Origin of the sequence: Dialister histaminiformans (genome assembly GCF_900103425.1) — a bacterium.
GTDB classification, from domain to species: domain Bacteria; phylum Bacillota; class Negativicutes; order Veillonellales; family Dialisteraceae; genus Allisonella; species Allisonella histaminiformans.
Window position 1 is genome coordinate 22623 of sequence record NZ_FMXA01000005.1, and the last position, 24943, is coordinate 47565.

21 protein-coding genes are annotated in these 24943 nt (G+C 46.1%); all 21 read left to right on the forward strand.

Annotated elements, in window-relative coordinates:
• Positions 1-53 precede the first annotated feature (53 nt).
• Positions 54-2459, forward strand: coding sequence for an FtsK/SpoIIIE family DNA translocase (locus tag BLQ79_RS02075; RefSeq protein WP_143270048.1), 2406 nt, complete (start codon positions 54-56; stop codon positions 2457-2459).
• Positions 2452-2880: a helix-turn-helix domain-containing protein gene (locus BLQ79_RS02080; protein ID WP_091363336.1), complete on the forward strand. Its 429-nt coding sequence runs from the start codon at positions 2452-2454 to the stop codon at positions 2878-2880. Before BLQ79_RS02075 ends, BLQ79_RS02080 begins: the two co-directional genes overlap by 8 nt.
• Before the next feature lie 27 nt (positions 2881-2907).
• Entirely contained in the window at positions 2908-3948 is a 1041-nt protein-coding gene (locus BLQ79_RS02085; RefSeq protein ID WP_091363337.1) for a substrate-binding domain-containing protein, read from the forward strand.
• A 4-nt stretch (positions 3949-3952) separates the two neighbouring features.
• Entirely contained in the window at positions 3953-5287 is a 1335-nt protein-coding gene (gene rimO, locus BLQ79_RS02090; RefSeq protein WP_091363339.1) for a 30S ribosomal protein S12 methylthiotransferase RimO, read from the forward strand.
• Positions 5288-5311: 24 nt separating this feature from the next.
• Positions 5312-6565: a competence/damage-inducible protein A gene (locus tag BLQ79_RS02095; RefSeq protein ID WP_091363341.1), complete on the forward strand. Its 1254-nt coding sequence runs from the start codon at positions 5312-5314 to the stop codon at positions 6563-6565.
• 1 nt (position 6566) lies between these two features.
• Positions 6567-7643 (forward strand): recombinase RecA, encoded by a 1077-nt coding sequence (gene recA / locus BLQ79_RS02100; protein WP_091363343.1) that lies wholly within the window; start codon positions 6567-6569, stop codon positions 7641-7643.
• Complete coding sequence (locus BLQ79_RS02105; RefSeq protein WP_091363344.1) at positions 7624-8085, forward strand: regulatory protein RecX; 462 nt, start codon at positions 7624-7626, stop codon at positions 8083-8085. The genes recA and BLQ79_RS02105 overlap by 20 nt, the downstream gene beginning before the upstream one ends.
• A 315-nt stretch (positions 8086-8400) precedes the next feature.
• Positions 8401-8907, forward strand: a complete 507-nt coding sequence (locus tag BLQ79_RS02110; RefSeq protein ID WP_091363346.1) for a CtsR family transcriptional regulator — start codon at positions 8401-8403, stop codon at positions 8905-8907.
• Positions 8904-9467, forward strand: a complete 564-nt coding sequence (locus tag BLQ79_RS02115; RefSeq protein ID WP_091363348.1) for a UvrB/UvrC motif-containing protein — start codon at positions 8904-8906, stop codon at positions 9465-9467. The genes BLQ79_RS02110 and BLQ79_RS02115 overlap by 4 nt, the downstream gene beginning before the upstream one ends.
• Positions 9467-10516 carry a hypothetical protein gene (locus tag BLQ79_RS02120; protein WP_091363350.1) on the forward strand — a complete coding sequence of 350 codons (1050 nt, stop codon included), beginning with the start codon at positions 9467-9469 and terminating at the stop codon, positions 10514-10516. Before BLQ79_RS02115 ends, BLQ79_RS02120 begins: the two co-directional genes overlap by 1 nt.
• A gap of 16 nt (positions 10517-10532) precedes the next feature.
• Entirely contained in the window at positions 10533-12938 is a 2406-nt protein-coding gene (locus BLQ79_RS02125) for an ATP-dependent Clp protease ATP-binding subunit (protein WP_091363352.1), read from the forward strand.
• A 76-nt stretch (positions 12939-13014) separates the two neighbouring features.
• The gene (radA, locus tag BLQ79_RS02130; RefSeq protein ID WP_091363354.1) at positions 13015-14439 is read left to right on the forward strand and encodes a DNA repair protein RadA; all 1425 of its coding nucleotides are present in this window, start codon (positions 13015-13017) and stop codon (positions 14437-14439) included.
• Positions 14440-14636: 197 nt separating this feature from the next.
• Complete coding sequence (locus BLQ79_RS02135; RefSeq protein ID WP_091363356.1) at positions 14637-15749, forward strand: PIN/TRAM domain-containing protein; 1113 nt, start codon at positions 14637-14639, stop codon at positions 15747-15749.
• Entirely contained in the window at positions 15742-16908 is a 1167-nt protein-coding gene (gene ispD, locus BLQ79_RS02140) for a 2-C-methyl-D-erythritol 4-phosphate cytidylyltransferase (protein WP_091363358.1), read from the forward strand. The genes BLQ79_RS02135 and ispD overlap by 8 nt, the downstream gene beginning before the upstream one ends.
• 2 nt (positions 16909-16910) lie before the next feature.
• On the forward strand, positions 16911-18359 hold the full coding sequence (gltX, locus tag BLQ79_RS02145; RefSeq protein ID WP_091363360.1) for a glutamate--tRNA ligase: 1449 nt from the start codon (positions 16911-16913) through the stop codon (positions 18357-18359).
• Between the two features lie 339 nt (positions 18360-18698).
• Positions 18699-19337 (forward strand): amino acid ABC transporter permease, encoded by a 639-nt coding sequence (locus BLQ79_RS02150; RefSeq protein ID WP_091363362.1) that lies wholly within the window; start codon positions 18699-18701, stop codon positions 19335-19337.
• Positions 19337-20086, forward strand: a complete 750-nt coding sequence (locus BLQ79_RS02155) for an amino acid ABC transporter ATP-binding protein (protein ID WP_091363364.1) — start codon at positions 19337-19339, stop codon at positions 20084-20086. Before BLQ79_RS02150 ends, BLQ79_RS02155 begins: the two co-directional genes overlap by 1 nt.
• Before the next feature lie 734 nt (positions 20087-20820).
• The gene (gene glpX / locus BLQ79_RS02160) at positions 20821-21783 is read left to right on the forward strand and encodes a class II fructose-bisphosphatase (RefSeq protein ID WP_091363366.1); all 963 of its coding nucleotides are present in this window, start codon (positions 20821-20823) and stop codon (positions 21781-21783) included.
• 156 nt (positions 21784-21939) lie between these two features.
• Entirely contained in the window at positions 21940-22494 is a 555-nt protein-coding gene (gene lepB / locus BLQ79_RS02165; RefSeq protein WP_091363368.1) for a signal peptidase I, read from the forward strand.
• Positions 22495-22568: 74 nt separating this feature from the next.
• Positions 22569-23807, forward strand: coding sequence for an LL-diaminopimelate aminotransferase (locus BLQ79_RS02170; protein ID WP_091363370.1), 1239 nt, complete (start codon positions 22569-22571; stop codon positions 23805-23807).
• Between the two features lie 12 nt (positions 23808-23819).
• A complete protein-coding gene (ychF, locus tag BLQ79_RS02175; RefSeq protein WP_091363372.1) occupies positions 23820-24926 on the forward strand; it encodes a redox-regulated ATPase YchF in 1107 nt (368 codons plus the stop codon).
• Positions 24927-24943 lie beyond the last annotated feature (17 nt).

A 24943-nucleotide genomic window follows, 5' to 3' on the forward strand; every position in this document is an offset into this window, starting at 1 on the left:
GGCTGACCGTAGAGAATATACTATGTCATGTGTGAGGAGGTAGAAATGAACATATGAAACGACGTGTCGTTTCTACAAGGAAATATAAAAAGAAGACAGGCTCCAGAGCTTATGAAGCCTGTGGTCTTCTTCTGACCCTGCTGGGGATACTGTCCTGTCTCAGCCTTGCCGGACAAAGTATGGGGCTTTTTGGCGATTTACTGCGACAGGTATTCCAGATCTTATTCGGAAAAGGAGCCATTATTCCTGCGTTTTTCTGTATTCTGCAGGGATTACAGTTTATCGGAAAAGGGCCTAAGGTAAGATTTACCTGGAGATTTGTTGCTATCAGCCTTTTATACTGGATGATACTGGCAGGAATACATGCCTGGATAGTTCCGATGGGGCAGGAGTTCTCCGGAGATATGATTCTTTCCGGAGGCGGGGCACTGGGAGCGATAGCTGTCTATGGCCTTCATGCCCTGTTTGGAACTGCTGGATTATGGATTGTCCTGATTGCCGGATTTATTCTGGATATTGTCTTTCTTACCCATTTCTCCCTGTCTCCGGGAGTCAACTATGTGGAGCAGAAAACAGCGAAGCATGTGGCACGTATGGGGGAGGCCATTAAAGAGAAGAAGGCAATCTACGATGAACAGCGCCGGGTAGAACGTGAACTTGGAAAGTCATATTCCATGACGGATTTTATCTTCCATAAGCGTCACCATGAGGATGACCAGGATGCGGAAAGTGAAAAAACGCAGCCACAGCCGATGGAGACAGTGGAATCGGACATGGAAAATCAGTTGGATTCTCAGGCGGTAGAAAACAACGGGCCGGAACTCATATTGAATACGGAACCAGAGGAAAATCCGGATATTCCGGAAGAAGAAGAAATAGCCGTTGCACCGGAACCAGAATCGGTACCGATTCCGGAGGAACCGGATATGCCTGCAGAAGTGGTGCCGCCGGAAAATGCAGCCACCGATAAAACGGAAGGCAGCATGAAGGGAGAAAACCCGGTTTCAACCTATAAGTTCCCACCTCTTACGCTGCTTAAACCTGGTGGAAGACAATCTGCGTCCCTCTCCCGGGAAGCGGAAGAAAAGAAAAAGATTCTGGAATCTACACTGCATAACTTTGGTGTAGCCGCCAGGGTTATTAATACCAGTGTGGGGCCAACAGTTACACGGTTTGAGCTTGAACCGGCTCCTGGCGTAAAGGTCAAAAAAATTGAAAACCTTGCTGACGATATTGCCCTTCAGCTGGCAGCCACACATATCCGTATTGAAGCGCCGATTCCAGGAAAGTCTGCAGTAGGTATTGAAGTACCAAACGGTAAGACTACCATGGTGGCGCTCCGGGATGTGCTGGACAGCGATGAGTTCAGAAATGCCCATGGTAATGTCAATGTGGCACTGGGCAAGGATATTACCGGAAAGACTATTGTGGCCGATCTGACCAGGATGCCGCACCTTCTCATCGCTGGTTCCACAGGTAGTGGTAAGAGTGTGTGCATTAATACTATCATTATGAGCATTCTGTACCATTATCGGCCGGAAGAAGTCAAGATGCTGCTTATTGATCCGAAGGTTGTAGAACTTTCTGTATACAATGCAGTGCCGCATCTTCGTTCTCCGGTGGTAACTGAACCGAAGAAGGCTGCTGGTGCACTTCAGTGGGCAGTTAAGGAAATGGAACACCGCTATAAGTTATTCTCTGCATCGGCCGTCCGGGATATCCGGGGGTATAATCGTCTGAACCCGAAGGAAAAGATGCCATATCTGATTATCATCATCGACGAACTGGCTGATCTGATGATGGTGGCGGCCGACAGCGTAGAGCAGGCAATCTGCCGTCTTGCACAGAAGGCCAGAGCAGCAGGTATTCACCTGGTTCTGGCTACACAGCGTCCTTCTGTGGACGTTATCACTGGTCTTATTAAGGCTAATATTCCAAGCCGTATTTCCTTTGCCGTATCTTCTCAGATTGATTCACGCACTATCCTCGATAAGGCTGGCGCAGAAAACCTGCTGGGGAAGGGCGATATGCTCTTTGATCCTATCGGAGCACAGAACCCTGTGCGTGTACAGGGGGCTTTTGTTTCAGATTCAGAAGTAGAGTCGGTTACTTCCTATATCCATAATGAAACAGCAGTGAAGGAAATGCTTTCCAGTGAGGAACCCCTGGTGTTCACCGCTCCCGACGAGGCAGAAAAGGCTGCTGTGGAGGAAGAACAGGACGAACTCTTCCCAGAAGCGGTAGAATGGATACTGGATACAGGAAGGGCGTCTGTCTCTATGCTTCAGCGGCGTTTCCGTATTGGGTATACCCGGGCGGGACGACTTATGGATACAATGGAAGAGATGGGGATTGTAGGCCCGGCTAACGGAGCAAAGCCCCGTGAAATCCTTATGAATAAAGAACAAGCGGATAAACTGTTATCCGGAAATGTAAATAAAGAGGTAAATCATGGATAATGGTACAGTAGGAGATATCTTACAGAAACAGCGCAAGTCGCTCGGGCTTTCCACCAGAGACATTGCGGATCGGACATTTATTAATGAAGCCTATATCATCGCCATTGAAAACGGGCAGTATTCCCAGATACGCGATGCAGTCTATGTGCGCGGTTTTATCCGCAATTATGCGGAAGCCGTAGGCCTTAATGGCAATATGCTTATTCAGTATTTCAATGAGGAAACAGCAGCCGATGATGCCGGAATTCCTGTAAAGAAAAAAGAATCCGATGAAAGCAGGAAAGCCCTGCGCAAGAGCGTAGAAGTGGTATCCGATAAGAAAAAACAGCCAGATAAAGGGATGTCGCGGGCAGAAAAATGGATTCTGGCCGTAATCGTCATTCTGGCAGTTATATTCTGGATTCGTTTTTTCTATAATTGATAATCAGTAAAAGTGCAGGAGCAGTAAATGAAACGTTTGGCGTCAGTGCTGTTATTTCTGGGCATAGCGGTACTTGTGTTCGGGTCGGTTATCCTGTATATGGAAAAGGCAGCAAGGCAGAGGGCTAATGATGTAGCATCTACGCGTTTTATACGTGTATATACGGATATGCCTGCGGATTTTATTCAGACGGTGGGGCAGGCATTTGCCAGAAAAGAAAAAATAAACATCGTTGTGGTTCCGCTCACTACCCGTCAGATACTGGATAGCACTCTGCGTTCTGATAATATGGGGGATGTGGTGATTACTTCACAGGAAGTACTCCAGCAGCTTTCGGAAAAGAAAGAACTGGCTCCATATTCTTCACCCGCTTCCGACACAGTAATGCATCAGTATCGTGCAGAAAATGATACCTGGACCGGTATCTGGATAGACCCGGTGGTATTTGCAGTGAACAGAGATTTCTATGCAGAGAATCCTGATTACATATATACATGGGATAATGTGGTCACATCACCGATGACACGTCTTTCCGTCACCGATTTTGTTTCTTCCTCCGAGGCGGAAGATTTGCTTTACAGCATGTCAGAACGTTTTGGGGAAGATGGGGCTATCGGTCGACTTGCCTATGCAGGAACACATATTGTGCAGTATGGAAAATTCCTTTCCACGCCTGCACGTATGGTGGCAATGGATAAGGCGGACATTGGGATTTCCAGCTTCAATGAAGTGATGCGGGTCAAGAATGAGCATCTGCCCATTGCTGTTGTTTATCCAGATGATGGACAGCCATGGTATCTTTATGGTATAGGTATTTTCTCTGATGCAGCCCATAAGCCGGATGCCAGAAGATTCGTGGACTGGCTGCTTACGGGAAAGACACTGGATAAGGCAATGAATGCCTCCGATACATACTACCTGTCTACCAATGAACTGAGGCGGGATAAGGATGAGCGTGGACATTTGCTGAGTTTATGGAATTTAAAAAAGGTTTTTGTTAAAACGGGTCGTGACAGCCTGAAAAAACGCTGGGTGACTCAGGTTAGATTTGCAAGAGATACGGAGTAACTAAATGAAAAAAATTGGATTCATCAGCCTTGGCTGCTCAAAAAATCTGGTAGATACCGAAATGATGATTGGGCTTATGGAAAAGGCCGGCTACGAAATGACTGAAGATTTGAATGAAGCAAATGTTATCATTATCAACACCTGTACGTTTATTGATGCGGCAAAGGATGAATCGGTACAGACACTGCTTCAGGCAACAGAATATAAGAAAAACGGTAAATGTGAAAAACTTGTGGCCGCCGGCTGCCTGTCCCAGCAGTTCCAGGAAGGACTGGCCAGAGAGATCCCGGAACTGGACGTACTGCTCGGTACTGAATCCTGGTCAAAGATTCTTGATGCGGTTAATGAGTCTTATCGCACCGGCAAGCAGGTTAACTGTTTTGACAGCGCTCCATGTGAACATGAAGAATTAATACCACGTCAGCTGGTGACTCCAAAGTATACGGCCTATGTGAAGATTGCAGAAGGATGTAATAATGGATGCACATTCTGCTATATTCCTTATGTGAGAGGCAAGGCAAGGAGTCGTCCGATTCCCTCGGTAGTACACGAAGTAAAGCGCCTGGCGGCACAGGGAGTAAAGGAATTCAACCTGATTGCTCAGGATCTCAGCTATTATGGTAGAGATCTGGGAGATGGAACGAATCTGGCAGGGCTCCTGAGAGAACTGGTCAAAGTGGAAGGAGTAAAGTGGATTCGTCTGTTCTATATGTATCCAACTTATTTTACAGATGAACTGCTTGACCTTATTACCAGAGAAAAGAAAATCTGCAAATATGTGGATATTCCGCTGCAGCATATCAGCGATTCCGTTCTGAAGAGAATGCATCGCAGGGATACAAAAGAAAGCATTTATGCCCTGCTGGGTAAGCTGCGCGCAGCTTCTCCACGGATTACACTCCGCACTACCCTTATGGTAGGATTCCCGGGAGAAACAGAAGCGGACTTCCAGGAACTCTGTGATTTCATCCGGGAAGTTAAATTTGATGATATGGGTGCATTTAAGTATTCTCCTCAGGATGGAACACCAGCTGCACGAATGGCGGACCAGATTCCGGAAGATGTCAAAGAAGACCGTTATCATCGATTGATGTCTGTTCAGGCTGAAATTTCTGAGGAAAACGACAGAAACCTGATTGGAACAGAAACGGAAGTGCTGGTGGAAGAACTGGTGGACAATGGAGATGGACTGGTTGCCAAAGGACGTGCTGAATTCCAGGCACCGGAAGTAGATGGTAATGTATATATCGAAAATCCAGGGGATTTAAAGCCTGGTGATTTCTGCAAAGTACGCATTGTCGATGGATATGCGTATGATCTGATTGCGAACAGAATCTGATTCATCCGGTAAAGAGGCGATATCATGATTGTTGAAATCATTACCACGGGAACGGAACTCCTTCTGGGAGAGATTGTGAACGAAAACAGCTGCTGGCTGGCACGTTTTCTCAATGAACACGGATATACGGTGGCATACATGACAACCGTGGGAGATAATCCTGATCGTATGAAAAATGCATTTATCACTGCATTGGGAAGGGCGGATATTGTTATTACTTCCGGAGGACTGGGGTCCACATTGGGGGATATAACCAAAAAGGCGGGGGCCAGTGCGATGGGACTGTCCCTGGTGCATGTGGAATCAGAATATAAGAGGTTGTGCGCCCATTATGAACATATAGGGCGCCCAATGAGCCCGCAGCTGGACCGGCAGGCCTGGTTCTGTAAAGGGGCATTCATTCTGAAGAACGATGTGGGGACAGCCAGCGGATCGGCGGTAACGTACAATGGAAAGACGCTGATTCATCTTCCCGGACCGCCTTTTGAGATGAAAATCATGGCACAGCGTTATATGATGCCATGGATGGAAAAGCGCTTTGGAAATCAGGGGATTATCCGCTCAGTGGTCCTCTCTGTCACCGGAATGGGAGAACCTCAGGTGGAGTCACTGCTTATGGATCTGCTGAAAAAGCAGTCCAATCCAACCATTGCCCTGCTGGCAAGACCGGGATTTATTGCCGTCCGGGTTACAGCCTGGGGGAAAGATGGCGAAGAGGCGCTGGACCGGATGGAACCGGTTATCCGGGAAATTGAAAAACGAATTCCGGAACATACTACAGTGAGAGAACAGGGAATCCATCCGGTTCTGGCAGAAGAACTGAAAAAGAGAGAGCTGGTTCTGTGTGCAGCTGAATCCTGCACAGGCGGACTTATTGGCAAACTGATGACGGATTATCCGGGAAGTTCTTCTTATTTCAAAGGTTCCTGTGTCACCTACTGGAATGAAGCCAAAGAACACATTCTGGGAGTGAAAAAGGAAACTCTGGATAAATATACGGCGGTGAGCGCAGAAACTGCCCGTGAAATGGCCGAAGGGGCAAGAAAGCTTTATGGGGCCCACCTGGCTGTTTCCACCACCGGCTATGCAGGGCCAGGCCAAGGAGAGAGGGGCGAAGATCCCGGCCTGGTGTATATCGCAGTTTCCGGTGAAGCAGGAACCCGGGTGTATAAGGAAAAATTTCTGGGAGACCGGAATAATGTAAGGATGGGTGCGGCAGAAAAAGCTATGTACCGCGTGTGGCAATACATTCATTTATTTAATATAAGGAGGCAATGAGATGGCTAAAGTCCATGATGCAGGTGTAAACACCGGCGAAGCAGGAAAGAAGAAAGCGTTGGAAAGTGCATTACACCACATTGAAAAGGAATTCGGTACCGGGGCAATTATGCGCCTTGGTGATCTGGGGACCAGAATGAATATTGAAGTCATTCCTACTGGATCACTGGCACTGGACATTGCTGTAGGGGTAGGGGGATACCCGAGAGGCCGTGTTATTGAAATTTACGGACCGGAATCATCCGGTAAGACAACACTGGCACTTCATGCTATCGCAGAAGCGCAGAAAGAAGGCGGAGTGGCCGCGTTTATCGATGCGGAACATGCTCTCGATCCTATTTATGCGCACAATCTGGGCGTAGACACAAAGAATCTCCTTATTTCCCAGCCTGACAGTGGTGAACAGGCACTGAGCATCTGTGAAGCCCTGGTAAGAAGCGGCGCAGTGGATATGGTGGTTATTGACTCTGTAGCGGCACTGGTACCGAAGCAGGAAATTGACGGGGACATCAGCGATCAGTCCGTAGGTCTTCAGGCGCGTCTCATGAGTAAGGCGCTCAGAAAACTTACCGGTATTATCAGCAAATCCAGAACTATCGTCATATTCATTAACCAGATCCGTGAAAAGGTTGGGGTTATGTTTGGTAACCCGGAAACGACCACCGGCGGACGGGCACTGAAGTTCTATGCGTCCATGCGTATTGAAATCCGACGTGGGGAAGCGATTAAGAATGGTACAGAAATCCTTGGGAACAGAACCAGGGCCAAGGTAGTTAAGAACAAGGTGGCACCGCCATTCCGTGTCGCTGAATTTGATATCATGTATGGTCAGGGCATTTCCAGAGAAGGCACATTGCTGGATATTGCATCCAACATGGAAATCATTAAAAAGAGCGGCGCATGGTATTCCTATAATGGGGACAGAATCGGCCAGGGCAGAGAAAATGCCAAACGCTATCTGAAAGAACATCCGGAAGTATCGGCTGAAATCGATAAGATTGTAAGAGATACCCTGGTGGTAGAACCAGAACCGTTCGAAGATACGGTGATTGCAAAGAATGAAGAAGACAACGAATAAAAAGGCATTCGACGCAGCGCTGTCCATGCTTGGCTATCGTTCCTACTCTGAAACCGAAATACGTACAAAACTCAGACGGAAAGGGTATGAAGAGGAAAAAATCGCGGAGGCAATAGACAGGCTGATACAGTATGGTTATCTGAATGACAGAGTACTGGGAGATGAAGTCTTCGAAGCGATAAAGAATAAGGGGATTTACGGTGATGCATATATCCATCGAAAGCTGGCACAGCGGGGACTTTCTTCTGACAGACATCTTTCTCGGGGCGAAGAAGAAACGGCGGCCCGCCGCATTCTGGAGGCTAAGATCCGCGTGAGCCCGGAAGCGGCTGGCAATCCGAAGCGGCTGGCCGGGTTCCTGGTGCGCCGTGGATTTCCCGTGTATCTTATAATGGACATACTGACTGACTATACGGCCTGTGAAGAAAACGAACCGTGGTAAAGAAAAATACGGGACGTTTTCTGCACAGGAATGAAGAAGAGACCTTTCTGCTTTCTTACAGGAGAGCAGGAAGGTCTTTTTGTGTTTTCCAGGTGGATAATAAGTCGAAAGTCAAAGATAAAAATCAAAAAGTTTAAAATAAAAGTTAAAAAATCTGGAAAATTCTGATATCTAATAGCTGAAAAAATCCGACAAATACTAGTAAAATAGCATAAAATCAAAAAGTCTAATTTTCTTTAATAAAACTATTGACTTTTAAACTTTCGAATAATATAATGTATACAACGATAAGGAAGAAAGGAGGCAGGAGGAACGATGTTGTCAGATCAGATAGAGCAGCTGATACTTCAGCTTATGGATAAACAGAACGATGGTCCTGTGACATTAAGCCGAAATGAGCTGGCCGACTATTTAGGATGTGCGCCATCGCAGGTGACATATGTGATTAATACCCGCTTTACACCTAATCGGGACTATGTTGTGGAATCCAGGAGAGGGAATGGAGGCTATATCCGTATTTCCCTGTCTCCTAAAGGAAAGACTCGGACTAAGGAGGCCGAAAGTAAAAGCAGAACATCCAGTGATAAGCGTAAGACAGAGGGGACTTCCGGAAAAGAAACATATTCGTCTGTAGAGAAAGATGTGCTGGGATATTTCCGGATGATCAGACATTGCGGAGTTATTTCCGAAAGAGAATTTAAACTCATTACCTGTATGCTTGAGTCGTTATTTACTGTGTGCCCTGAAAACAGGGAGACGGAACTTATGCATGCATTGGTTAAGAATGTGAATACCATTTTGAGAGAAGGGGATAATATATGATTTGTGAACGTTGTCATAAAAAGGAAGCTACCGTACACATTACGGAAGTACTGAATGGGAACAGAACTGAAAAACATCTGTGTCAGGATTGTGCGGCTCAGGAAAAGGGCATGCATTTTAAGCAGGATTTTTTCAGTGATCCGTTTACCAACTTTTTCGGCAGAGACAGTTTGTTTGACCGGCTCTGGGGAAATGGGAATGAACGGCTGACAGGCAGCCTGTCCTGTCCATCCTGTGGAACAACTTATCAGGATTTCAGACAGTCGGGCAAGCTGGGGTGCCCATCCTGCTACGAAGCATTCCGTGAAAAACTCCGTCCTCTGTTTCAGCAGGCAGGCGGTTCGCATAACCACACCGGAAAAGGTCCAAAGATTTCCATTTCTACGGATGGGGATGCGGATACGTCAGGCCGCGTAAAGAATCCAGAGGCTGAAAAGAAGGTTTCTCCTGAAGTTGCGGAACTGAATAAGAAACTGCAGCAGTGTATTAAAGAGGAACGGTATGAGGACGCAGCCAGAATCAGGGATGAGATTAAGAAGATATCTGGAGGAGAGGCATAATGATAGTAAAAGAGTGGCTGGATAAAGAAGATAATTCCAACAGCGAGTGGAATTCCATCGTTCAGACACGGTTGAAGCTGGCCCGGAATATGGCAGGGATACCATTTCCGGATAATATGACTACCGCAGAGGCTGCGGAAGTGAATGACAAGGTCAGCCAGGTTGTGCAGAAGTGGAATGAAACCGGGTCGGTAAAGTTTACTCCGGTATCGGTATCAGCCCTGTCGGAAGGAGAAAAGAACCTTCTTCTGGAAAGCGGAATTGATTTTCCGGAGAGCGGAAACAGCCAGTGGAGAAAGTTGTATCTTTCAGATTCCTGGGGTATGGCTATCCTCACCAATGGGGATGACCATTTCACCGCCTGGGCGTTATCCCATGATGGCAATCTGACGGAAACCTGGGAAAAGTTGTCAAAGCTGGATGATTTTTTCAGTCAGTATATACCATTTGCCTTTGACCATGAATTTGGTTATCTTACCGCTTCGCCGCTTATGGCCGGGACCGGGTTATCTGTCCGGGAAACGGTGTTTATTCCGGGAATCAGTCAGCTTCGTCAGATTGAAAATCTGGCAGGTAAACTGGCCCGGAGTGGATACCGGATTGGTGCCATGGAACGAAGCGCGTCGGAATTCTTTCCGTTTTATGTGATTGAGAACAGTTATTCCATGGGCGTTTCTGAAAAAGGGCTCTGCAACCGTTTGGAAGAGGCGAACAAGAATATTGAATTCGTTGAGGACAAGGCCTGGAATACATGGTATTCAGCTCATGAAGAACTCTGTAAGGATAAGGCGTGGAGAGCTATAGGCACGCTTTCCTACGCAAGAAGCCTTCCGTACAGGGAAGGGGTAGAGTGTTTTGCCTGGATTTACAATGGCATCCGCCATAAACTTCTCCCGGCACAGACAAAGGCAAAGTGCCTGCAGCTGCTGAAAATGCTTTCTACATCCTATGTGGAACAGAAAGTACAGCAGGAGGGGCTCTCTGAAAAAGACAGCAATCGATGGAGAGCCGTTATCGTAAGAGAATTTATTAAAGCAATGAACATATAAACAAGGAGGGGTATATATGGATCAGAGATTTACGGATGGGGTAAAAAACGCATGGAGGTTTGCTATCGCTGAAGCGCAGAAACTGGGCAGTGAATACGTAGGGGTTGAACATCTGCTCATGGGGATTGCCAGTGAAAAGGATAGCGCCGGCGGCAAGATTCTTCATTCCTTTGGAATTACCCCGGAAAAGATTGAACAGCTGCTTGGAGGAGCTCATACCAGCTTCTTTAACCGCGAACTGTACATTGCGCCGCGTACGAAGAGGGTACTGGAACTGGCAGCTGCAGAAGCTAATGAATTGGGGAATAACTATGTAGGTACGGAGCATCTTCTTCTGGCTATACTGCGTGAAGGTGATGGGATGACCATGAGCATTCTGGAACGTTTCGGTGTAACCGAAGAAAAAATGCAAAAGGCATTTGAAACCGTTATGAATGAATCCGGTAAAGGAGGAGACTCAGCAACATTGGGCGATCTCAGTGATTATGCAATCGATCTTAACGAACGGGCTAAGCAGGGGAAGATTGATCCGGTCATTGGCAGAACCAATGAAATCAACCGGGTTATTCAAATTCTGTCCCGTCGTAACAAGAACAACCCGGTTCTGATTGGTGAACCAGGGGTTGGTAAGACAGCCATTGCGGAAGGACTGGCACAGAGAATTGTTGAAAATGACGTTCCTGAAATTCTTAAGAACTGCCATATTATTTCTCTCAATATGTCCTCTATGGTTGCCGGTACCAAGTACAGAGGTGAATTTGAAGAACGACTGAAGAAAGTCATTGAAGAAGTGAAGAAACATCCGGAATGGATTCTCTTCATTGATGAACTGCATACGCTGGTAGGGGCAGGTGCAACAGAAGGCTCTATGGATGCTGCCAATATTATGAAGCCGGCTCTGGCCAGAGGCGAACTCCGCTGCATTGGTGCTACCACATTGAAGGAATACAAGAAGTACATTGAAAAGGATGCAGCTCTGGAACGTCGTTTCCAGCCGGTAAAGGTAGGCGAGCCAACCAACGAAGAAACCGTGCAGATTCTGCAGGGACTCCGTGATAAATATGAAGCTTTCCACAAGGTAAAGATTCCGGATGAAGCCATTAAGGAAGCCGTAAGATTGTCTTCCCGCTACATCACGGACCGTTTCCAGCCGGATAAGGCCATTGACGTAATCGATGAAGCCGCTGCCAAGATTCGCATGGAAGCTTCTTCCGCGCCAAAAGGATTGAAGCAGAAGGAAGATGAACTGGCGAATATCCAGAAGGAAAAGGAAGCCGCTGTTTCCGCGCAGAACTTTGAAAAGGCAGCCGTCTACAGAGATCAGGCAAAGAAACTTTCCGATGAAATTGAAAATCTGAAGAAGGACTGGAAGGGGGCGGACCAGGATCATCTGGCCGTTACTCCAGAAGACATTGCCGAAGTTGTGGCTAAGTGGACCGGTATTCCGCTGCAGAACCTTACACAGAGTGATTCGGAACGTCTGCTTCACCTGGAAGATGAACTCCATAAGAGAGTGGTTGGCCAGGAAGAAGCTGTACATGCAGTGGCTAAGGCTATCCGTCGTGCAAGAGCCGGCATGAAGGATCCACATCGTCCGATTGGTTCCTTTATGTTCCTCGGTACTACCGGTGTAGGTAAGACCGAACTGGCAAAGGCACTGGCTGAATGTATGTTTGGCAGTGAAAAGGCACTGATTCGTTTCGATATGTCGGAATTCATGGAGAAACACGAAGTGTCCCGTCTCGTCGGAGCACCTCCAGGATATGTTGGTTATGATGAAGGCGGTCAGCTGACAGACGCTGTTCGTAAGAATCCATATTCTGTCATTCTGTTTGATGAAGTGGAAAAGGCACATGCCGATTTCTTTAATATCCTTCTCCAGGTACTGGATGATGGCCGTCTTACCGATGGTCAGGGCCGTACGGTAGACTTTACCAATACGGTTATCATCATGACCAGTAATCTTGGTTCTACTCTTCTGAGAGAACATACCAAGAGCATGGGCTTTACAGCAGAACACAAGGAAGGGGAAACCACTGACTTTGAAGAAATCAAGGGGAAGATTATGGATACGGTTAAGAGAACATTCCGTCCGGAATTTATCAACCGTATTGATGAAATCATTGTCTTCCATCCACTGACCGAAGACGATCTGAAGAAGATTGTAAGACTGCTTATGGTCAAAGTAGAAAAGAAGATGGATTCCATGCATGTGGCTCTTAAGGTTTCTGATAAAGCCTTTGAACAGATTATCAAGGATGGGACCGATGTGGAGTATGGTGCAAGACCACTCAGAAGAACTATTCAGCGCGAAGTGGAAGATGCTATCGCTGAATTGATTCTTGAAGGTACCCTGAAGGGCAAGAACACCCTGCACATTGATGTGGACGACAAGGGTAAACTGGTATTTACAGCCGACTAAGTTTTCCTGAAAGTTCATGTATAATAAAGAGGTACGGAGCAGATCCGTACCTCTTTGTTGTTTCAGGAGATAAGATATGAGTGCTAAAAAAAGTACAGTGAAATATATGTGTTCTGACTGCGGGGCAGAGTCCGCCCAGTGGATGGGAAGATGTCCGGTATGCGGAGCATGGAACACTATGGAAGAATTTACCATTACAGAAGAAAAGCATTATCCCGTGGCTTTGAAAGAAACCGGAGGGAAGCTGCAGAAAGCATCCCGCCTGTCAGAAATTCATCTGGGCAGTGAAAACCGGAATGTACTGGATATGCCGGAAGTGGATCGCACACTAGGAGGCGGTATCGTTCCCGGGTCGGTCATTCTCTTTGGCGGCGAACCGGGGATTGGTAAATCCACGCTGATATTACAGCTGTGCCACGCGGTATCAAAAAAAGGGACGAAGGCCCTGTACTGCACAGGAGAAGAGTCAGAGAGACAGATTAAGATGCGGGCAGACAGGCTCCATATGGGAGAAGATGAATGTTTCATCCTGGCGGATGGCAATCTGACCCACATAGTGGAAACCGTGGAAAAACTGGCACCTGATTTTGTGGTTATCGATTCTATTCAGACCATGTATGTGCCGGAAAATGATTCGCCCATCGGCAGTCCCAATCAGATTAAAAGCTGCACATCAGCTCTGGTAAAACTGGCGAAAATGAAGAATATCACCGTGCTTATCGTGGGGCATGTGACCAAGGAAGGCAATCTGGCCGGCCCGCGCATGCTGGAACATATGGTGGATGTGGTGCTGTACCTGGAAGGGGACAGAAGCTATCAGTTCCGTGTGCTCCGTACGGTAAAGAACCGCTTTGGACCCACATCAGAAACCGGACTTTTCATTATGAAGGAAGACGGACTTATGGGGATTAAGGATCCATCTGGATTCCTTATACGGGAAAAGAAAAATCCTGTGGCTGGAAGTGCCATAACCTCATGCATGGAAGGGCAACGGGCTATTATGGTGGAAATTCAGGCACTGGCAGTTCATTCTGTACTGTCAATGCCCCGGAGAATCAGCGTCGGATTTGATTATAGCCGCATGATTGTGCTGCTGGCGGTTCTGGAAAAACGGGCGCATATCCGCCTTTCACAGAGCGATGTGTATGTCAATGTAGCCAGCGGCTTTAAAGTGCAGGAAACGGCAGCTGACTTATCCGCGGCTATGGCCATTGTGTCGGCTCACTGGGATATACCTATTCCGGCTGGTGTAATTGCCACCGGGGAAATCAGCCTGACCGGGGAGATTCTTCCGGTTACCCATGTGCTGGCCAGAATAAAAGAAGCGCAGCGTATGCACTTTACGGTTTTCCTGCTCCCTGAGGGGAACCGGGAGGAAGTGGAAGCCTGGTTTTCCGCACAGAAAGATAAAGGAACCTTCCATCCTGTATATGTAAGTCAACTGGCGGATGCCGTTTCCTGGATGAAACAGAAGAAGGGTAAAAATCAGGACATCCGGTGAGGGGAAGAGCTGTATTTACAGTGGAATTATCCGCATACTTTCTGGCGCTTTATTAATTTTTATTAAATTGATTAAAAGTAGAAATATTGTATTATAATTCGCGGTCTTTTATGTTAAGATATATGTGTATATCTATGGCAGATTTTACATCTTCCATACAGATTCTTACTATTTAAATTTATAATGGGGAATTCAAAATGTCGGAAAAAGTATTGAAATCAATCTTTGTCCTGCTCTTTGCCGTTCTTGGCGTCGTAGCAGGAGCGCAGCCGGCTCATTTGATGACGCAGTACATTCCCAGAACGTTGCTGACAGAGACAGTTTGGGGGATTAGTGCGCTGTCTCTGGGCATCATGATTTTAAGCGGTATGATAGGTGCCGTGGTGGGATTGCTGGTCGCCCCCTATCTGAATCGCCTTATTTTCTCTCTTACTTCCAGAATAGAAACCTCCCTTGCGGAAATTTCCATTCAGGATCTTCTTCTGGGGACAGGGGGATTGTTTGTCGGTCTGATTATTGCCAATCTGGTAGGACTGGCATTTGAAAATATTCCATATATCGGGCCGTATATTTCTGTAGTGCTCAGTATTCTGCTGGGATATCTGGGCATGCATATGGCTATTTCCAAGCAGAGTGAAATTGCGGAATGGATCCGTCTCAGCCCGGGGAAAAATGCACGGACAGCTGAAAATGAGGATATAGTTAAAGGCAAACTGCTGGATACCAGCGTTATTATTGATGGCCGTGTGGCAGATATCCGCAAGACCGGGTTCCTGGAAGGCGAAGTCATCGTACCGGTCTTTGTTCTGGAAGAACTGCAGAAAATTGCCGATTCCGCTGATTTGCTGAAGAGAAATCGTGGCCGCCGTGGTCTGGACATTCTCAATAAAATGAGAAAGACCAGAAAAGATAACGTTATCATAGTCACCGATGATTTTGATGATATTACAGAAGTGGATTCCAAGCTTATGCGTCTGGCGCAGAAAAAAGGATATCAGATTATTACTAATGATTATAATCTGAATAAAGTGGCTGAGCTTCGGGAGATTGAGGTACTGAATATTAACGATCTGGCTAATGCGCTTAAGCCGGTGGTTATTCCAGGAGAAAAGCTGTTTGTTCAGCTGGTTAAACGAGGCAAGGAACCTGGTCAGGGGGTTGCCTATCTGGATGATGGTACTATGATTGTGGTAGAGCATGGGGCACAATCCATAGGTAAAGAAGTGGCAGTCGTTATTGCATCCGTTCTGCAGACTTCCGCAGGGCGTATGATATTTGCAGAACTGGAGGCACCGGAGCAGGATGAATAGTCTGATTTTTCTCGCGGCAGGAGAAGGCCGCAGGGTAGGTGCGGGAAAAAATAAGATGCTGATTTCTGTGAAGGGAAAGCCATTGGTGTGGTATAGCCTGAAGCATGTTCTGCAAAGCACAGAATTAGATGAAATTATCCTGGTGACTCAGGAGAAGGAAAGACCGGAATTTGAGGAAGTGGTCCGGTCTTTTCATACGCAAATCCCCTTTATTCTTGCCAATGGGGGAAGGACCAGGAGTGAGTCTGTTCGAAATGGGCTGAATAAGGTTTCCGAAGCATCTGATAAGGTTCTGATACATGATGGGGCAAGACCTCTTGTGGATGGTCTGTTTATTGATTCTGTATTGAATCTTGTCAATGAAAAAGTTCCTGCTGTAGTGACCGGAATTCCTTGTGTGGATACCATAAAGAAGGTAACGCCGGAGGGAATGGTCAGCATGACACTGGACAGGAAAGAACTGTTTCGTGCACAGACACCACAGGGCTTTTATACCCCGTTATTTCGAAAGGTGGTAGATTCCCTTTCAGGAGATGAGAAATTTACGGACGATGTGTCTCTGTTTGAATATAAAGGCATTCCGGTAAAGATTATTCAGGGAAGGGAATCTTTTTTTAAAGTGACTACCAGAGAGGATGTTGAACGTTTCATGGCTTCACTGGAACAGCCAAAAATTGCATTTCGCATTGGGCAGGGGTATGATATACATCAGTTTTGTGATGATAGACCTCTGATTCTCGGGGGCATAAAAATTTCTGATACCCATGGGCTTCTTGGACATTCCGATGCGGATGCGCTGATTCATGCGATTATGGATTCCCTGCTGGGAGCAGCAGGCCTTCCGGATATCGGGCATTTTTTCCCGGATGATGATCCGGAGTTTGAAAATGCGTCCAGCGTTAAGCTGCTTATCCGGGTGATGAAGAAAATCCGGGATATGGGATATGAAGTAGGTAACATAGATACCACTATCATTGCACAGCGCCCCAGACTTTCCGGCTATATTCCGGAAATGAAAGCATGCCTGTCCCGGGTTATGGGAATTACTGAGGATGCGCTGGGAATTAAAGCAACAACTAAAGAAAAAATGGATGCCATCGGTGAAGGCAAAGCCATTGCCGTTATGGCCAGTTCGTTACTGTACAGGAGGAATTACTGATTATGGAAAATAAGATTAAAGTAAGATTTGCACCAAGTCCGACAGGTCCATTCCACATTGGCGGAGCTCGTTCTGCTCTCTTTAACTGGCTGGTTGCCAAACACACGGGAGGTACTTTCCTCGTACGTATAGAGGATACCGATCTGGCTCGTTCTTCCCGTGAATCAGAAGAAAATATCAAGGAAGCTATGAAGTGGCTGGGCCTTAACTGGGATGAAGGTATTGATGTTGGTGGAGACAACGGCCCATACAGACAGACAGAAAGACTGGACATCTATAAAAAAGAAGTACAGCGCCTGATTGATGAAGGAAAGGCTTACTATTGCTATTGCACAGAAGAAGAGTTGCAGAAGGAAAGAGAAGAACAGCTGGCAGAAGGTAAGACCCCTGTTTACGGCGGACATTGCCGCCACCTCACTCCTGAACAGGTAGAAGAATATAAGAAGGAAGGCAGAAAGCCGGTAGTCAGACTGGTTGTTCCTACCGATAAAGTATATGCATTTGATGATATGGTAAGAGGACATGTAGAATTCCAGTCATCCGGAGTAGGCGATTTTATCATTATGAAATCCGATGGCATTCCGGTATATAATTTTGCAGTGGTTATTGATGATGCACTGATGGGGGTTACCGATGTAATCCGTGCAGAAGAACATCTGTCCAATACACCAAGACAGCTGGCTATTTATGAAGCGTTGGGATATAAGGTTCCCAGATTTGGTCATATCTCACTCATCCTTGGCTCTGACCATAAGAAGATGAGTAAGCGTCATGGAGCAACCTCTGTACAGGCTTATCGCGATATGGGGTATTTGCCGGATGCCATGGTGAATTATCTGGCACTGCTTGGATGGGCTCCTAAGGGAGAACAGGAACTGTTTACCAGAGAAGAACTGATTAAGGAATTCTCCATGGATCGAGTATCTTCCAACGATGCCGTCTTTGATATCGAAAAGCTTAACTGGATTAATTTCCAGTACATGAAGAAGCTTACTGCACCGGAACTCCTGGATTTCGTTATGCCATTCCTGGAAAAGGCTGGATATGTCACCCTTCCTCTGTCTGATGAAAAGAGGGACTGGCTCGAAAAGGTGGTATGGTATGTAAGAGACCATCTCTACTTTGGTCAGCAGGTGGTTGAAAATGTTAAACCGTTCTTTGAAGAACCGGCACCGGTGGAAGATGCTGAAATCAAGGCAATTATAGATGCAGAAGACAGCCATAAGATTCTGGCTGCCTATGCAGAAGCATTAAAGGCTCTTCCGGAATTTAATGAAGATAGCATCAAGAAGTGCTTTAAGGCGGTAATGAAGGAAACAGGTATTAAAGGCAAGGCTGCATTTGAACCGGTACGTATTGCTCTTACCGGCCAGACACAGGGACCTGGTCTTTATACTATGATTGAACTGCTTGGCCTGGAAGAAACGGAAAAGAGACTGAATCGTTTCTGATAATATGGAAATATCCTGTCATCCCTGCGGCTGTGAATTAAGGTTGTGATGACAGATAACAGAAATATGCTCCTCTGAAAGACAGAGGGGCATATTTCATGTAGTTTTGCCGAGGGTGGATATTCCATGGTGAAATGTATAATGGACCATTAGAATAAATAATTATGCAAATAATAAAATATTTATACATAGTATTCAAAAGTGCCTGAATATGGGCTTTTTCGATAAAATACTATATTTATCACAATTTTTATCCATTGACAAGTGAATACATTGGTTGTATTATTACCAATATCAATTGTTTTATTATGCATTCATTAAGATGGCGGGGAAATAAACATGGATTTTGAGTTAATTGAACAATCGCTTCCTTACCTTATACAGGGGGCATTGATTACCATTGAAATTACACTAATGGCTGTCGGCATCGGTTTCTTTATCGGGCTGTTTGCCGGGATTGCACGAATCTGCAGAATAAAAGCACTGCGTATTATTGCGACAATATATGCCGACTGTATCCGTGGTACACCACTTCTGGTGCAGATTTTCCTTATATACTTTGCTTTACCAATGCTTATTCACACCCAGATTAATCCTTTTGTGGCCGCAGTGACTGCCTGCGCTATCAACTCTGGCGCATATGTATCGGAAATTTTCCGTGCAGGTATTCAGGCTATTGATCAGGGCCAGTTCGAAGCGGGGCGTTCTCTGGGATTATCCTGGTGGCAGACCATGTATTATATTATTCTGCCGCAGGCTTTTCATAATATCCTGCCGCCGCTGGGCAATGAATTCATTACCATGCTTAAGGATTCTTCCCTTGTTTCCGTTATCGGATTTGAAGAACTGACACGCCGCGGTCAGCTGATTATTGCACAGACCTATGCATCCTTTGAAATCTGGATGACCGTAGCAGCACTTTATCTGATTATGACATTGGCAATTGCCAAGTTTGTTTCGTTCATGGAGCATAAATAATGGAAGACAAGAATAGTACCCCATATCTTATTGATGTAGATCATATCAGCAAATCCTTTGAGGACCTGCATGTATTAAAAGATGTTACCCTGAAAATCAAGCCGAAAGAAGTAGTGGTTATCATCGGACCATCCGGATCCGGAAAGAGTACTCTTCTCCGCTGTATGAACGGACTGGAAACACCAACCAGCGGAACCGTTTACTTTGATGGAATTGCACTGAACAGTGAAGATAATCTTAATAAGGTACGCACCGAAGTGGGGATGGTATTCCAGCGTTTTAATCTTTTCCCGCATATGACTGTAATTAAGAACATTATGCTTGCTCCTATGAAGGTGAGAAAGGTAAGCAAAGAAGAAGCTTATGCTCGTGGGATGAAGCTTCTGGAAAAGGTAGGACTTAAGGACAAGGCAAACGCTATGCCGTCTCAGCTTTCCGGCGGACAGCAGCAGCGTGTGGCTATTGCCAGAGCTCTGGCAATGAAACCGAAAGCCCTTTTGTTTGATGAACCGACTTCAGCACTTGATCCGGAAATGGTTCATGATGTTCTTGATATCATGAAGGAAGTAGCCATGGAAGGCATGACCATGGTGGTAGTTACCCACGAAATGGGATTCGCCAAGGAAGTAGGTACCCGTGTTCTGTTTGTAGACCATGGGACCATTCTGGAAGAAGGAACACCGGAAGAAGTGTTTGACCACACCAGGGAAGAACGAACAAAGAACTTCCTCTCCAAAGTGCTTAAATAACAAAAAAGATGCAATATGGATTAAAGCCATTTGCATCTTTTTTATTGCAGTTAGATGACAAACAAAAGATGAGCGGTGAGAGATAAGAGGCCGGAGGTAGAATTCAGAAAATTCCATATAAAAGAAAAAATCCACACTTCCCTTCTTCCGGCCGTACGGCAGGATGTCCGCCGAAGAAAAACAAAGATTATTAGCGGCTTGATAATCTGTTTATTACAAAGAGGAATTTACACACACATATGGACTTGACTCTAAGAAAAGGAAGAATTCAGAACGAACCTCATTAAGAAAAGCTATACGTAGTATCCGCCCCTTATGGAAGTCATCGACTTCCATACAGCCTTGCCATTTTGATTTTAAGGACTGTGCGAATCGACAGATTCGCACAGTCCTTGAGTGTTAGCTCATTCCTGTATGTTAGAGCAAAGAAAAGCATGGCAAAGCTCTGAGTCTATGTTTAATCTGAAAGTGAACATGAAATGATCACGGGCTGCAGTCTGATAGAAAACCTTTCAGTTTTTTAGTGTCTGACCGTATGCCTTCAGGCCTGTACATCCCTAAGCCAGGGGCTTACAGCCATGAGCTTAGCTCATCTTTCTCAAATCTCAAACCTGTCTTTTCCCCTCTATAAGTAATAATGTTGCACATATTTTTTAAAATGTATACTCCATTTAAGCTTAAAATATGGTAAAATGAGATATCAAATGAAAAAAGGCTATACAGGAGGCACTTCAATGAACAGACAATTATCATTGGAATTTGTACGAATTGTAGAACAGGCAGCTATCAAGAGCGGCCGTCTTATGGGCAGAGGGGATAAGGAAGGTGCTGACCAGCTGGCAGTAGATGGCATGCATGAACAGTTTGCCAAGACACCGGTAAGCGGCACGGTCGTTATCGGCGAAGGCGAAATGGATGAAGCACCGATGCTCTACATCGGAGAACATGTAGGTGCAGGCGGAGAACCTATTGATATCGCGGTTGACCCGGTAGAAGGTACAAACCTGGTGGCTAAGGGACAGGATGGCGCTATTGCTGTTCTGGCTGTTGCTCCGCATGGATGCCTCCTGCATGCTCCGGATATGTATATGGACAAAATCTGTGTTGGTCCAAGAGCTAAGGGAAGAATCAGCCTTGATGCATCCGTAACGGAAAATCTCCACAACGTAGCGGAAGCTATGGACAGAGAAGTTTCTGACCTTACTGTAGTCGTTCTCGACAGACCGCGTCATGAAAAGATTATCCGTGAATGCAGAAAGGCAGGGGCAAGAATCCGTCTGATTACAGATGGCGATGTAGCACCGGCTGTAGAATGCGGCGTTCAGGGTAGTGGTATTCATATGGTTATCGGACAGGGCGGAGCTCCGGAAGGCGTTCTGGCAGCTGCAGGACTCAAGTGCCTTGGCGGGGATATGCAGGCAAGACTTCTTCCACACAATGAAGAAGAACTGAGCCGTCTCCGTGCCATGGGGATTGAAGATCCATCCCGTATTCTTACTCTTGACGACCTGGTTCAGGGCGATGACTGCATTTTTGCGGCAACAGCCATTACGGACTGCAATCTGATGAAGGGCGTAAGATACTTTGGCGGCGGATGCCGTACATCTACCATGTTGCTCCGGTACAAGACAGGTACCGTACGCTTTGTGGATACCATTCATCGTTTTGGCGAAGATAAGCCAGGCGTAAAGCTCTGATATGCTATTAAAATACTGTAAAATCTGTTAAAATAGGGGCTGTGAAAAAATGCAGACACATTTTTCACAGCCTTCTCTTTTTTGCTCTGGCGATAAAATACCTGTGCAAAAGGGAAGGATGGATATTACGATTGAATGAAGGCATGGAGGCTTTATATGCATGAATTATTAGATTGGGTGTATTCTATTGCGATAGCTCTGGTACTGGCCATGATTATTCATATTTTTGTGTTCGTGCCAACCCGGGTATCCGGAGAATCCATGTATCCTACGCTGAATAATGGACAATACCTTATTGTTTCAAAAATCGGGCATGTCTTCCATAAGGATGTAAATTATGGGGATATTGTCATTATTGACAGCCGGGTAGATCGTCCAAGAACATGGGCAGATGATGTGGAAGAACCGCTGGATAACTATCTTTCCATTTTCAGCTCATCAGCTCAGCAGCACAACGTATGGGTTAAGCGTGTTATAGGTAAGGGTGGCGATGTTCTGGCCTTCCATGATGGACATGTATATCGCAATGGCAAAGCGCTGAATGAACCATATATCAACGAACCTATGGAATTCTCCATGGATGGTACTTTTACCGTACCGAAGGGATATGTATTTGTCATGGGGGATAACCGCAACCACAGCAGCGACAGTCGCTTCATCGGACCGGTTCCGGTTTCCCACGTGCTGGGAACCGTAGCTTTCAAGCTGTAAGAGTTGGAAACACTGGGAAAGAGTGCTAAAATATTACGTGACTGAATAATTTTGAGTATATGAGGTGATTAATCATGGCTTTTTGTAATGAACATTTTCTTGAACTGCAGGGAGCATACCTTTTTGCAGAAGTGCGTAAGAGAGCGGAAGCCTATAAGAAGCAGCATCCGGACGCAGATATTATTTCTCTTGGCATTGGTGATGTGACTCAGCCATTAGCACCGGCTGTTGTAGAAGCCATGACTAAAGCAGTAGCTGAAATGGGAAGAATGGAAACTTTCCGCGGATATGGCCCTGAACAGGGATATATGTTCCTGCGCAAGGCTATTGCGGAAGGTGATTTCAAGTCCCGCGGTGTAGACATTGATCCATCAGAAATTTTCGTATCAGATGGCGCAAAGTGTGATACAGGCAATATGCAGGAAATTTTCAGTGATACAGCCATTGTGGCAGTAACTGATCCGGTATATCCGGTATATGTGGATAGCAACGTGATGGCTGGACGCGGTGGCAAGTTCGTGAATGGCGGATATGAACGTATTGTTTATATGCCATGCTATGAAGAATGTGATTTTAAGGCATCCCTTCCAGTGCATGATCCGCAGATTATTTATCTCTGCTCTCCAAACAATCCGACAGGCACGGTTCTTAACCGTAAGGACCTGACACAGTGGGTACGCTATGCAAAGCAGACCGGTTCAGTGATTTTCTTTGATGCAGCATATGAAGCATTCATTACAGAAGATGATGTTCCGCACAGTATTTATGAAATTGAAGGAGCTAAGGACGTAGCCATTGAATTCCGCTCCTATTCCAAGACTGCCGGATTTACCGGCGTTCGCTGTGGATACTGCGTTGTGCCACATGCACTGAAGCTGGAAACAAAGAGTGGAGAAATGGTAAGCGCCAATGAACTGTGGGATCGCCGTCAGTGCACTAAGTTTAATGGCTGTTCCTATATTGTACAGCGTGGTGCAGAAGCAATTTACACTGAAGAGGGAAGAAAGCAGATTCAGGCTACCTTGGATATTTACAGAAATAATGCCCGTGTCATTCTGGAAGGCGTAAAGGAAGCGGGACTGCATGCTATTGGCGGAACCAACAGCCCATATATCTGGCTCAGCGTTCCGGAAGGCATGACCAGCTGGCAGTTCTTTGATTTCCTGCTGGATAAGGCGGGAATTATCTGTACACCAGGTTCCGGTTTTGGTCCGTGCGGGGAAGGATATGTCCGTCTGACTTCTTTCAATACTCCGGAACTGACCAGGACTGCTGTAGAAAGAATGAAGAAGGCATTGAAAGAAATTAAGTAAAGAGGAGTTTAAATGAGTACAAATTTACAGATTGGTATTGTAGGTCTCCCAAACGTGGGGAAAAGTACATTGTTTAATGCAATTACTAAGGCAGGGGCAGAAGCGGCTAATTTCCCGTTCTGCACTATTGAACCGAATGTTGGCGTGGTAGAAGTTCCAGATCATCGTATTTATGATCTGGCAGGCCTTTTCCATCCAAAGAAGGTTACACCGGCGTTTACACGTTTTGTAGATATTGCAGGTCTCGTAGCCGGGGCTTCCCGCGGGGAAGGTCTTGGCAACCAGTTCCTGAGCCATATCCGTGAAACTGATGCTATTGCCCATGTAGTACGTTGCTTTGAAAATGGAGATATTACTCATGTGGAAGGATCTGTCGATCCGGTCCGTGATATGGAAATTATAAACACCGAACTTTGCCTGGCTGATCTGGATTCTGTGGAAAAGAAGAAGAACAAGGTGGCTAAACTGGCTTCTTCCGGTATTAAGGAAGCAAAGCTTGTTCTTCCGGTATATGAAAAGGTATATGCAGCACTTTCTGATGGAAAGCCGGTAAGAAGTCTGGGGCTGTCTGATGATGAAAAGGAAGTGCTCCGCGAGCTGAATCTCCTGACGCTGAAGCCGGTTCTCTATGTGCTGAATACATCGGAAGATGACGTATCCGATCCGATGTCCAGCCCACTGGTGCAGAAGGCAGCGGCACAGGCAGAAAAGGAAGGCGCTAAGTGGGTACCGATTTCTGCGGAAATTGAACAGGAAGTATCTGAACTGGATCCGGAAGAAGCCAAGGTATTCCTGGCAGACCTGGGAGAAAAGGAACCAGGACTTAACCGACTGATTCGCGCGGCTTATTCCCTGCTGGGACTCATCAACTTCTTCACCGTAGGGGAAGATGAATGCCGTTCCTGGACCGTTCGCGAGGGAACAAAGGCTCCTAAAGCGGCTGGTAAGATTCATACGGATATTGAACGCGGATTTATCCGTGCGGAAATCGTATCCTATGATGACCTGATGGCCTGCGGTTCCTATGCGGCAGTTCGTGAAAAGGGACTTCTCCGTGTAGAAGGCAAGGACTATATCATTCAGGACGGAGATGTAGCATATTTCCGTTTCAATGTATAACTAACTGATAAGGCGAA